This window comes from Emticicia sp. SJ17W-69 (assembly GCF_051209875.1).
Lineage (GTDB): Bacteria > Bacteroidota > Bacteroidia > Cytophagales > Spirosomataceae > Emticicia.
Window position 1 is genome coordinate 2,191,905 of record NZ_JBNTQY010000001.1, and the last position, 12,665, is coordinate 2,204,569.

Here is a 12,665-nt window from a genome sequence, read left to right on the forward strand (position 1 = left end):
ATTCTGCTTTTTTTGACTTGAATTTTAAAATCTAAAATTACATAATTACATAATTAAACTACTTCATATTTCTATATTCTCAATTCTTAACTAACTTTGTAAAAAAACTAATATTCTGAAAAGTGAGCAAATACGCAACAACCGAAATCACCAGTGCCGAAATTCCATCGGATAATCCTGTGCATCAGCGACTATATTTTCCTTATGTCGAAGCGGCAAAAATCATTTATGGGAATGTCTTAGAATTAGGCTGTGGTTGGGGACGTGGTGTAGAAACCCTTATCGAAAAATGTGAGCATTATACTGGTCTTGATAAAAATCAACCTTTGATTGACCAGCTTCAAGCAGCTTATCCAAAGCATACTTTTCGTACAGCAGATTTACCTCATCTGTCTGATTATCAAGACAATAGCTTTGATTTTGTTGTTACATTTCAAGTAATCGAACATATTCAAGATGATCATAAATTCTTGTCTGAAATTGCAAGAGTTCTAAAACCTAATGGTCGTGTATTGCTGACCACAGTTAATCGCCCTTATTCACTTAGCCGCAATCCTTGGCATATTCGTGAATACGATACGCATGAATTAAGAACTTTGATGCAAAAGTATTTCTCAAATGTAGATACAATGGGCGTTGGAGGTAATAAAAAAGTATGGGATTATTATGAAGAAAATAAACAATCGGTCAATAAAATCATGCGTTTTGATATTTTTGATTTACAACACCGTTTACCAGCTTGGATGCTTCGAATTCCTTATGAAATCTTGAATCGTTTTAATAGAAATAAATTAATGGCAGAAACGGGTACGCTGGCAGCAGAAATTGATTGGACAGATTTCCACATATCAAACGAACCAGCTAAATGTATTGATTTCTTTTTTGTAGGAACAAAATAACTTATTTGTACAACAATTTTCCAAATTGTTTGTAAGCCAAACTTGCATTTATACCTTCATATTCCTTTTTGCCGTCGGGCTTGTCATTACTGTGATTTTCATTTCAGTACAAATCTATCATTGAAAACTACGGTCGTTGAATCAATTTGCAGAGAAATAGATTTGCAAGCTAATTACTTGAAAAATAGGAAATTAGAGACGATTTACTTTGGTGGCGGCACTCCATCGTTGCTTAATATGAATGAATTGTATGATATTTTTGAGACTATCAAGAAGCATTATACATTTGCCGACGACATCGAAATTACGATGGAGGCTAACCCAGATGACATTACTCGTGACCGCCTGGCGATTCTACAAAGATTTGGTTTTAATCGTTTGAGTATTGGTATTCAGTCATTTGATGATAATCATTTAAAATACCTCAATCGCATTCATAATGCCCAAAATGCCGAAGATTGTGTGCGTTTAGCCCAAGAAATGGGTTTTGAAAATATTACCATTGATTTGATTTATGGCATTCATCCTTTGTTGACCTTGCCCAAAAAAGAGAAAAAAACGCAATCGGAATTCACTAAGGGAGTTCATCAAATTTGGCAAAGGGATTTAGAAAAAGCTATTTCATTGAATGTGCCACATATTTCTTCCTATTGCCTTACCATCGAACCTAAAACTGTTTTTGGGAAATGGCTACAAATCAATAAGATACCACCAATTGATGAAGAGTTTGCTTCTCAACAGTTTGATATTTTAGTCAGTACTTTGGCAGAAGCAGGCTATGAGCAGTATGAAATTTCTAATTTTTGTCGTGATAACCGCTATTCTCGACATAATACTTCTTATTGGAAACGCCATGAGTATTTAGGTGTAGGGCCTTCGGCACATTCTTTCAATGGCGAATCTCGGCAATTCAATGTGTCGAATAATCCTGAATATATCAAAGCTCTCACACTTGGGCAAGTGCCTGCTGACTACGAATTTTTGACTCCAGAAGAAAAAGTAAATGATTATATTATGACAGGTTTACGAACCAAATGGGGTTGTGATTTGAATGAAATCGAAAAAATGGTTGGTACAAAATGGCTAAAATCTAACGAAGAAATTCTACGTCAAAACCTTTCTAATAAGTTCTTGAACCTTGATAATCAATTACTTACACTTACACAAAAAGGAAAACTATTTGCGGATAAAATTGCGAGTGATTTGTTTTTGGTGTGAAATTATATGTCAAATCTTTTCACCAAATACCTCATTAACAAATTCAATAGTATATTGACAAAGAAGCCAATAGCAAAAGAAACTGCAATAGAATAATGCGGCAAAAGGATTGCTTGTAAATATAAAAATGAAGCAAAACCAACATAACCGACCAACATTCCACGCAAAATTACCGAAGTTCCATAAGCACCTTGTGTATAATGTGTAAATGCAGCTAAAATTGCTGTAATGATTGGAAAAGGAGTCAGGATACCACTCCAAGTTGGGCCGAGGATTTTAGCGAGATATGTAATCAAAGCTACAAAAATGGTGATAATAATCATTCTAAGATAAATATCATATTTCAAAGATTGATTGAGGCTTCCTTGCTTTTTTAACTTTGGGAAAATTTTAACTCCTATTAAACTTAATACTATTGATATTATGAACCAAACATTTAAATTCATGTATGATTCTACAGTATTTAGGAGTAAAGTAGTCACTAAAAAGGTTAGATAGGAGAAAAATAAGCTCGTGTACCACTTAAATTGAATGGCAGCATATATATAAGCAAAACTGAATGCCAATACACCAATGATGCCAATCATTACACCTTTGATACTACTAACAGTAAAATCTACTCCTTGTTCAAGGGTAAAGAATAGCATAATTGGCCCAGCAATCCACGGAAGACTGGCGATCATTCCACCAACTAAATTTCCCCATTTTTTACTTGCCAATGTTACACCACCAATAACAATCGGCATCATTATTAATTTAATCAAAAGTGTATTCATGTTGCAATAAAGCAAAAAAACTTGTTACGACAAATAATAACGTAACAAGTTTTTTTACTTTTCAAAGTATATTTATTGCTTCGCAATAACCTGCATGGGGCTATCTGCAGCATTCCCAGCTAAATTATTATTGCCAAAGGAAATTACTTTACCTGTACCATTGCCGATGCCGAAGGTAGTATTACTAAAAATATTTGTATTTGAAAGTCTAATAATGGCGGTGGCATCACTTGCCAAAACACCTACACTATTATTTGAAATAATTGCGTTTTCGATGTTTACTACACTATTATTAGCTGCTTCAATAGCAGTGCCGATGCCATTGATACTAACATTTTTCAAAGTTGCCTGAATAGCTCCTGTTGTTGTTGTCAGATAAATGCCTGTTGCAGTTGTAGCTGGGCCATTAAAGGCTGTATTCTCAACGGTCAAAATACCAGCCGTGGTTTTGTTTACATCAATTCCTTTTCCACTAAAGCCACTCATCGTACAATTTAAAACATGTAGCTGCCCCCCTCCGATAAACCTAATTGCATTTGTGCCAATTGTTGTCCCTGCTCCGTTTAATGAAATATTACGAATAACTACAATATCATTTACGCCAGCATTAATTATAATACCATTTACACCAGAATGCAAGATACTGGCTAAAGTTCCATCACCATTGATTGTTATGGACTTCGTAATAGTGATTGACCCATAACCACCCGGGTCTAGTACCGAAATTTCACCACCTGCGGCAGTTTTTGAAATGGCACCTGCAAAAGTCTTACATGGAGCGGTTCGACTACATGGATTGACATCGTCACCTACACCAGAGACCCATGTGCGGGTTGCTTGTGCAAAAACAATGTTTTGACATAAAAGGCTAACTACCAGTAATATATATCTTTTTTTCATGATGTGTTTGTTTAGAATAATTTAAAATCTACGAATAGCACGTACTCTTGCCGATGTGCTTTTGCTTGAGAGAGAACTTGCACCAGTACTGAGAATAACCTGATAGGCATTTAGAGATGTTGCTCCAGCAGCAGCGGTTTCTTCTGTAGAACCCCAATAAGCGGATCCTGCTGAAATAGCAGGAATCACAGCTATTTGTTGAAACATTTTCATTAGCTCATCTTTAGATGGCAAATACCAATCGCCAAAGCCCCCATTCGTAGTTTGAGCAGCAATACTTGCAGCATAAGTTCCAACATTCTGATTGGAATTGATACGCTCAGTATTATAAAAACCTGAATAAATACCACTTCTGATAGCAAGTGTATTTGTAAAATTTCCATTAAACCATTTCGTACTTGTACTTTGGTCTGCTAAACTTGCCACTAATCCATGCTGCCCTGAATCATCAACATAGAATATTACTCCACCAAATTTGCTTTGTCCGACAGTAAAAGATGGTCCGACAAGAGTAGATGCTGGTACAAACATAGGTACCCATGAAGTTCCGTTGAAACTATATGCTCCAGCACCTACCGTACAGTCAGTACAATAAACAATTACGCCTGCTACGAGTCCTGTCATATTATTGCGTTGGGTTTCATTTAATTGTGGAGGCAGAAAACCCTTAGTGGTACTTTGGACATTTAGAATGGCTGTATTATTGGTTGGACTAATTGTTACGCTTTGTGCATAATTTTGTCTACAAATTCCGCAAATGAGAGGAATTAGAAAGTATATAATTCGTTTTCTTTTCATTTTTTAAGGCTTTTTTTAAGGTTGATCATTATATTAATTTTCAAGCTGCTATTGGAAAGAAATCAAATGTATCAAAATAACCTGAAGGTAAACATATATAACATATTTTTAGTAAAAAGGTAACGTAGCTAATTTGAGCTTTCGCTTGACAAGCCATTAGTCTTTAAAAGTAGCAATATACCCATAACTAATTATATTATAATTAGTTATGGGTATATTATTTATTACTTTACACCTTTCAGAACCCTCGGGATTGGAATAATTTCAGTTTGGCGGCCATCAATATAACGGAATCCTTTTTCATCAAAGAATCCATCTTCTTCGAGCATGATCCTGATTGTTTTTTTCCATTCAGCTAATTCAACCGAAGCGTTAAGTTCAATAGAGTAAGCAGTATTCAAATTTAAAGGATAATCGCCATTTCCAATGGTTTTACCTTGATTGTCCCACATACCAATAGTCGGGCCAGCAGCGTGTCCATGATTACCAATGGGGTGGGTATAAATTGTTCCTTTTAAACCTTCTTTTTTTGATTGTTCAAGAGCTTTTGCCAAAATATCGTTGCCCGACATACCTGCTTTAAAATTATCTGTCAAACAATTCTGTACTTGATTTCCTTGTTTGAAAGCATTTTTCAAGAAATCTGGCACATCACTCTCACCAGCACGAAGAATATAAGCGTGTTGTTGCTGGTCAGTGTTAAGTCTGAGGTAAGTAATACCAAAATCGCAATGCAATAAATCGCCTTGCATAATCACCTGCTTTTGTGGACGCTTAGAAAAAGTGCGTAAATGGTCGAAGTTTTCGGGGTCGTAGCGTTGAATATCAACCGTTGGATGAAACCAAGTTTCCAAGCCTAAATCAGTTACTCGCTGACGCATCCACCATACCACATCATCAGTTGTTGTAATGCCTGGCTGAATCACTTTATCAGAAAATGCTTCTTGAATAATTTCATGTGATATGCGACAAATTTGTTGATAAATGGCCACCTCACGCTCTGTGCGAGTTTCGAGCCAATTTACCGCTAAATTTGAAGCGGATACTACTTTACTTTGAAATTCAGCAGGCAATTTTTCCATGAATTCCTTATGTTCGGTATAAGTCAATCCATCGGCGTGAGCATAATATTTTGAGAAGTTTAAACCAATTTTCTTAGGATTCTTGTCTTTAATGGTTTTCATCAAAGCATCCCACTGGTCGGGATTTGTGTTTAAATCCCATTCACCTTTTAATAAATTGCCAACATCATATCGTGCAATAGCATAACGTTCGACACCTTCTTTTTCACCTTTATCAAAGAAAACCATAATTGTTCTGCGTCGAGCTGAAAGCCAGACTGCTGGCAGCATGGTTTTCATTACTGGGTCTTCGTTGTATTCTCTCGAAATCAAAATCCACATATCAATGCCTTCTTTTCGCATTAATTTGGGTAAAAGATTGGTCATTCTATCTTCTAAAATCTCATCAACGACCGTAGCACGCTCTCGTTCTGACAAAATTTTGGGGATATTATTCTGAGCAAAGCCAGTAAAAAATGTAACACAAAAGGTGAGAAGGAGTAATTTTTTTTTCATGATGAAGGGTAATTAATGAAAAATGCTAAATTGATAATTGACAATGATTTATTGACCAAAGATAAACCCCACAATTCAAAAAATGCTTGTTTTAAAAAAAATATTCCAAGATTTTTATATATTTGAAAGTATTCAATACAAATACCCGTTCAACTCATTAACATTCTATGAAATATTTTTATTATTCCTTCTTTTTTGTACTTATTTCCTTTCATTCCTCAATACTTTTTGCCCAAAACAAGACCCAAACAGTGAGAGGAACTGTCATTGACCGAGTGACTCGCCAGCCAGTTATTGGAGCATCAATATCAGTCGTTGGCACTACGCAAGGTGCAATTACAGATGTTTTAGGAACTTTTTCAATAGCAAATGTGGCAATTGGAAGGCGTTCGGTGAAATGTACATCGGTAGGCTATGAGGTGTTTTCGAGTGAAGAATTTATCTTGAATTCGGCCAAAGAAGTAGTTTTAACAATAGATTTGAAAGAAAGTACGGGAGAATTACAGGAAGTGAAAATTACCGCCTCACAAAATACGAGTCGCCCTGTTAATGATTTAGCTTACGTGAGTGCAAGGTCATTTACAGTTGAAGAAACCGAACGTATTCCTGCTTCTGTCAATGATCCAGGGCGTATGGCTTTGTCTTATCCTGGAGTGAAAGCGGGACGTGATGAGACAGAAAACAGAATTATTGTACGTGGTAATTCTCCATTCGGAATTTTATGGCGTTTGGATGGAATTGATGTACCTAACCCTAATCATTTTGCACTTCCAGGTTCGAGTGGTGGGGGAATTACGGTTTTTTCAGCTCAATTAATGAGTCGTTCTGACTTTTTTACGGGTGGAATGCCAGCCGAATATGGGAATGCCCTTTCGGGTGCGTTTGATATTCGTTTTCGTGAAGGAAACCAACAAAAGCGAGAATACCGTGCAAAAATTGGCCTTTTAGGCTTAGATTTTTCTACCGAAGGGCCAATTCAGAAAGGCCGCTCATCATACTTGGTTAATTATCGTTATTCAACTTTGGGTTTACTAAGTCAGATGGGATTTTATTTGGTAGGGGAGCGTGTTAGCAATTTATTTCAAGATTTGTCTTTCAATTTGGCCTTTCATAGTAAAGACGGGAAAAAAACAACTACCATTTTTGGTTTAGGTGGTCTAAGTGAAGAACATTATATGCCTGTGGATGCTCCAGAAAAACGAGTGTTAGGAAAAGCCGATAATTGGGAAGAAAAAGTTAAACCATCAAATATGGGAGCTATTGGCGTTACTCATACAGTAAATATCAATGAAAAATCGTCATTGAAGTATGTTGTAGCGGCCATTGGGAGTTATCAAAATAGAAAATATGATACTTTAAACCTTCAAAATGTACGTTTTCGTTACGAAACTCAAAAATATCAAGATGCTCGATTGGCTGCTTCTGTGGCCTATAATTATAGATTTAATGCCAAAACTCGACTAAAAACAGGAGCAATTCTGAATTTTATCACCTTTGATTTTTTCAAAGAAACAGCTCCCCGAACTTCTGTTACTGATATAAACCAATTCAATGCAGGACGTCAAACTTCGGTCAATGGAAGTGGAAGTACCCAGACGAGTCAGGCGTATGCTCAAATTGTGCAGAATCTAGGTAAAGGATTAACAATGAATACTGGATTACATTTAATGTATTTATTTTTGAACAATACCTCTTCTTTAGAACCACGTTTTTCGATTCAATATCGTTCGCCAAATGCCCATAGTTTGAGTTTTGCTTATGGTTTACATAGCCAGATGTTGCCTATGAGTGCCTATTTTTACCAAAGAAAAGATACATTGGATGGTAAAATTGTAACAACAAAAGCTAATCAAAATTTGCTTTTTCCTCGTTCCAATCACTTTATTTTAAGTTACAATTATATTACACCTAAATTATGGAAGTTTTCGGCAGAAATTTATTATCAAATGCTGAATCGGGTGCCTGTCGAACCCAAAGCTGGTTCGAGCTATTGGATGTTGAATTATGGTGAAAGTTTTCCCGAAACACCCACCGTCAGTAAGGGAAAAGGTAAAAACAAGGGAATTGACTTATCAGTGGAAAGATTTTTCTCGAAAAAATATTATGTACTCATCACAGGCTCAATTTTCGACTCAAAATACCAAACCTTCGATGGGAAAATCTATAATTCGGCCTATAATGACCGATTTAGTACTGCTTTGACTTTTGGACGAGAGTTCTTATTCAAAAATGGTTCTGTTTTCCAGCTTGGTGGGCGTTCTATTTTTAATGGGGGTTATCGTTATACACCACTTGATGTTGCCGAATCGGCTAAACAAAAGCGTTATGTACCCTTGAAAGGAGCTGATTATGCAGCACAAGCACCAAATTATTTTCGCATTGATGGCAGAATATCTTACCGAACCAATCGTCGAAAATCCGCATCAGTTGTGTCTTTAGATGTACAAAATGCCATCAATCACATCAATGTTACGAGTGTTCAATACAATAACGTGACTAATCAACTGGAACCTCGCAAAACTGGAAATGGTTTTGTACCAATCCTGAGTTATCAATTAGATTTTTAATGTTTTTATACGAAAAATACCTTTAAAGTTTGATGTTTAGCCTTCAAACTTTCCCTTTTCATCTCATAAGAAAACAGTCACCATACAAATCTTCATTAGAATACTTATATTTGTTATTCAAAACACATTTATGAAAAGCTTAACTATAATGAAGAACAAAAGAATTATACTTTCGATAATCGCTTTAGGTGCTTGGATATGTTCTTGCGTTGAACCATTTGATTTAAATGTCAATAGCCAATTAAGACTTTTAACGGTAGATGCTACTTTGTCCGACATTGCCAATGAACAAAGCATAACTATTACTGAATCAGCCAATATTGAAGAACTTGTGTATACAATTCCTGTACTAAATGCAAAAGTTGAGCTTTTGGTCAATGGAACTGAAAAGATTTCATTTATAGAAAAAGGAGCAGGAGTTTATAATTTGCCATTAGACTTTAAATTAAAAGCAGGAAGTATATATAAACTAATTTTCTCGAAGGCTGATGGTACAAAATATGAATCTGGCGAAGAAAAATTAGTGGTTGTTCCCGAAATCATCAAAGTTCATGATGAATTTAAGCTTGATGGTGTAGCTAAAGGGAATAGTTTTGATCCAGCTAATTATGTTTATCTTGATATAAAAGACCCAGCAAATGATCAAAACAATTATTATTGGACATGGCAGTTATGGGAGAAACAAGATGTTTGTATCAGTTGCGAAGGAGGGAGGTATTTTGAGTTGCCACCACCTGGCCAATGTAAAGTTGAACCACAGCATAGTGGTTCAGTATTTGATTATTATTGCAAAGGAGATTGTTGGGAGATATTCTATAACGAAGATTTAAATGTGTTCAATGATATTTACTCGAACGGAACAACTGTAAATAATAAATTGATTGCCAAAATACCGTATTATTCACCTAATGGCTCCTTGATAGAAATAAAACAACAATCTATCTCACTCGCTGCTTATCGGTATTTAAAACTTATTGCCGATCAAGTACAAAATACCGGAAGTTTGGTTGATACACCGCCCGCTGCAATTGTTGGTAACGTAAAAAATATTGCTAACCCTAAAGAAGCGGTGGTTGGTTTCTTTATGGTAACAAGCATTCGGAGTGTTCGCTATTGGATTGATAGAAAAGAGCCTATCGAAAAGAAAATATTACCTGTTGGACTACGTAATCATCCAAACAGACAAGAACCACCAACTGGGGCATTAGAAACAGGTCGTCCTCCTCTTGTGCCTTGCATTGCCAGTGCAAAACGAACGCCGATTAAACCTAATGGTTGGGTCAATTAGGGAAACTCAAGCGAGATACTATTGCTCATACTTTTTTGATTTTGTTTTTATTTTGAACGAATGAGACATTTGTTCAACCTTTCATTAAAACCTTACGTATAGTTAGAAGACTTCATTACTCCACTCTTACGATAGTGATAAATAATAAAAAATGGCTATTCGTTATAGCAATAGCTTTATGGATTTGTTCTTGTGTTGAACCTTTCAATCTAAATGTGAAAAGTGATTTACGGCTTTTAACCATTGATGCAACATTGACTGATACTGAGGAAGAACAAACGATTACAATTACTGAATCGGTCAATTCTTCGGGTAGAGTAGTTGCTTTTCCTGTGTTACAAGTGAAAGCAGAGCTTTTGGTGAATGGCAATCAGAAAATTGCATTTGTAGAAAAAGGAGCAGGGAAATACGCTTTACCAAAGACTTTTCAAGCAAAAGCAGGCAATTCTTACCAATTATTTTTTACAAAATCCGATGGGAGTAAATTTGAGTCAGGAGTTGATATAATGTTTACTACTCCTGAAATAATAAGGGTTCATGATGAGTTTGTATTTGATGGTATTGAAAAGAGTTATGGGTATGATCATGCAAACTATGTATATCTTGATACAAAAGACCCTGCTAATGAACAAAATAGCTATGTGTGGTCATGGCAATTATGGGAACGACAAGATGTTTGCTTTACTTGTGAAAGTGGAAGATATTTTGAAACGCCAAGACCAGGAGGTTGCAGAAGAGAGGCAAGTTATGAGGGAATTACCTACGATTATTATTGTGATGGCGATTGTTGGGAGATATTCTATAGTACAGAATTGAATGTTTTTAGTGATATTTATACAAACGGAAATCTTATCAGTAATAGATTAATCGCAAAAATCCCTTTTTATAACTCTGCTGGAGCATTATTAGAAATCAAACAGCAATCGGTTTCGCCCAATGCTTACCGTTATTTAAAATTATTGGCTGAACAAATACAAAATAATGGAAGTTTGGTCGATACGCCACCCGCTGCTCTAATAGGAAATATCAAAAATATCAATAAACCAGAAGAGGTTGTTGCAGGATTTTTTATGGTAACAAGTGTTAGATATGAAAAATACTGGATTGACCGAAAAGAACCTATTGCCAGAAAATTGACACCTACAGGACTCAGAGAACACTCAATAAGGGAAGAGCCTTTTAGCAATATTCCAGGCCGTCCACCTCTTGCACCTTGTATTTTGAGTCAAACACGAACACCCATCAAACCTAAAGGTTGGATTAAATAGTCACATCGTTTTGTATCATTTTTACGTCTTTTAAATATAAGTCAATTCAAAGCAAGTAAATTTAGAGTTTTAGCTCAAAAAACTGCCTATTCATCTCATATATTGCTGTATAGGTTATTTTAATTTCAATCTTTCCTTAGAATCCTTATATTTGTCAAAAATACATTTATTCAATTCTTACGACAGTGATATATAAAAAAATTACGCTATTTACCATGGCAATAGGGCTGTGGGTATGTTCGTGTGTGGAACCTTTCGATTTAAATCTAAAAAGTAATTTAAAAATTCTAACTGTTGATGCCACACTAACTGATACTTCTGACGAGCAAGTAATAACTCTTACCGAAACTGTCAATTCTAATGGTTCAGCGTATTCTCTTCCTTTATTAAAAGCCACTGCTGAAATTTTAATTAATGGTACTGAAAGAGTTTCATTTATTGAAAAAGGCTTAGGGGTTTATGCTTTACCAGCTACTTTTAAATTAAAAGCTGGTACTACCTATAAATTATTTTTCTCGAAAGCTGATGGTACAAAATATGAGTCAGGTGAAGATAAAGTAACCACAGTTCCTGAAATAATTAAAGTACATGATGAATTTATTGTAAATGGCATAGAAAAGGGTACCAATGTTTATGACCCTGCTAATTACGTGTATCTTGACACGCAAGACCCTGCCAATGATAAAAACAATTATTTGTGGTCTTGGAGACTTTGGGAACGACAGTCAGTTTGTGCAACTTGTTATAATGGCAGATATTTTCTTTCCCCACTTCCTGCTCGTTGTAGAGAAGAACGAGCTTTTGCAGGCCAATCATTTGATTATTTCTGTCCAGGTGACTGTTGGGAAATTCTTTATAACAAAGATCTCAATGTTTTCAGTGATATTTATTCAAATGGCAATCCGATAACCAATCGACTAATTGCTAAAATTCCATATTATAATATCAAAGGTGCTTTAATTGAAATCAAACAACAATCTATTTCACCAGATGCGTATCGCTATTTTAAATTACTTGCTGACCAAGTACAAAACAATGGAAGTTTGGTTGATACCCCTCCAGCCGCCATTATCGGTAATATAAAGAATGTCAATAATCCTGATGAAGCAATCGCTGGTTTTTTTATGGTTACGAGTGTAAGAAATATAAGATATTGGATTGATAGAAAATCGGCTGAAGGTAAAAATATCAACCCATTAGGTTTGCTCGACCACCCACTTACCCCTGAGCCTCAAGGAAATGATACAACTCGACCTCCGTTTGCCCAGTGTATTATAGGCCTTAATCGTACTCCCGTCAGACCAAATGGATGGGTCAATTAATTTGGATTTTTTGTAATGAATGCCATAATTTAATTCTTTTGAAAATCTCATA

General features: G+C 35.6%; 10 protein-coding genes. 6 read left to right on the forward strand and 4 right to left on the reverse strand.

Annotated features, from left to right (window positions below; all coding sequences use genetic code 11):
- The first annotated feature begins 122 nt into the window (after positions 1-122).
- The gene (locus ACQUQZ_RS09015; protein WP_435354552.1) at positions 123-899 is read left to right on the forward strand and encodes a class I SAM-dependent methyltransferase; all 777 of its coding nucleotides are present in this window, start codon (positions 123-125) and stop codon (positions 897-899) included.
- A gap of 42 nt (positions 900-941) precedes the next feature.
- A complete protein-coding gene (hemW, locus tag ACQUQZ_RS09020; protein WP_435354553.1) occupies positions 942-2,117 on the forward strand; it encodes a radical SAM family heme chaperone HemW in 1,176 nt (391 codons plus the stop codon).
- A 2-nt stretch (positions 2,118-2,119) separates the two neighbouring features.
- Here the strand turns inward: hemW and ACQUQZ_RS09025 are convergent, their stop codons facing one another.
- From ACQUQZ_RS09025 to ACQUQZ_RS09040, 4 genes are all read right to left on the reverse strand, one after another.
- Positions 2,120-2,893 (reverse strand): hypothetical protein, encoded by a 774-nt coding sequence (locus tag ACQUQZ_RS09025; protein ID WP_435354554.1) that lies wholly within the window; start codon positions 2,891-2,893, stop codon positions 2,120-2,122.
- A 72-nt stretch (positions 2,894-2,965) separates the two neighbouring features.
- The gene (locus tag ACQUQZ_RS09030; RefSeq protein ID WP_435354555.1) at positions 2,966-3,793 is read right to left on the reverse strand and encodes a hypothetical protein; all 828 of its coding nucleotides are present in this window, start codon (positions 3,791-3,793) and stop codon (positions 2,966-2,968) included.
- A 21-nt stretch (positions 3,794-3,814) separates the two neighbouring features.
- Positions 3,815-4,591 carry a hypothetical protein gene (locus ACQUQZ_RS09035; RefSeq protein ID WP_435354556.1) on the reverse strand — a complete coding sequence of 259 codons (777 nt, stop codon included), beginning with the start codon at positions 4,589-4,591 and terminating at the stop codon, positions 3,815-3,817.
- A gap of 224 nt (positions 4,592-4,815) precedes the next feature.
- Entirely contained in the window at positions 4,816-6,168 is a 1,353-nt protein-coding gene (locus tag ACQUQZ_RS09040) for a M24 family metallopeptidase (RefSeq protein WP_435354557.1), read from the reverse strand.
- A 167-nt stretch (positions 6,169-6,335) separates the two neighbouring features.
- On the opposite strand from ACQUQZ_RS09040, the gene ACQUQZ_RS09045 reads away from it, so the two are divergent.
- The 4 genes from ACQUQZ_RS09045 to ACQUQZ_RS09060 all read left to right on the forward strand — a co-directional run bounded on the left by ACQUQZ_RS09045 (position 6,336) and on the right by ACQUQZ_RS09060 (position 12,613).
- Complete coding sequence (locus ACQUQZ_RS09045) at positions 6,336-8,735, forward strand: TonB-dependent receptor (RefSeq protein WP_435354558.1); 2,400 nt, start codon at positions 6,336-6,338, stop codon at positions 8,733-8,735.
- A gap of 148 nt (positions 8,736-8,883) precedes the next feature.
- The gene (locus ACQUQZ_RS09050; RefSeq protein ID WP_435354559.1) at positions 8,884-10,023 is read left to right on the forward strand and encodes a DUF4249 domain-containing protein; all 1,140 of its coding nucleotides are present in this window, start codon (positions 8,884-8,886) and stop codon (positions 10,021-10,023) included.
- Positions 10,024-10,157: 134 nt separating this feature from the next.
- On the forward strand, positions 10,158-11,291 hold the full coding sequence (locus ACQUQZ_RS09055; protein ID WP_435354560.1) for a DUF4249 domain-containing protein: 1,134 nt from the start codon (positions 10,158-10,160) through the stop codon (positions 11,289-11,291).
- A gap of 215 nt (positions 11,292-11,506) precedes the next feature.
- The gene (locus ACQUQZ_RS09060) at positions 11,507-12,613 is read left to right on the forward strand and encodes a DUF4249 domain-containing protein (protein WP_435354561.1); all 1,107 of its coding nucleotides are present in this window, start codon (positions 11,507-11,509) and stop codon (positions 12,611-12,613) included.
- Positions 12,614-12,665 lie beyond the last annotated feature (52 nt).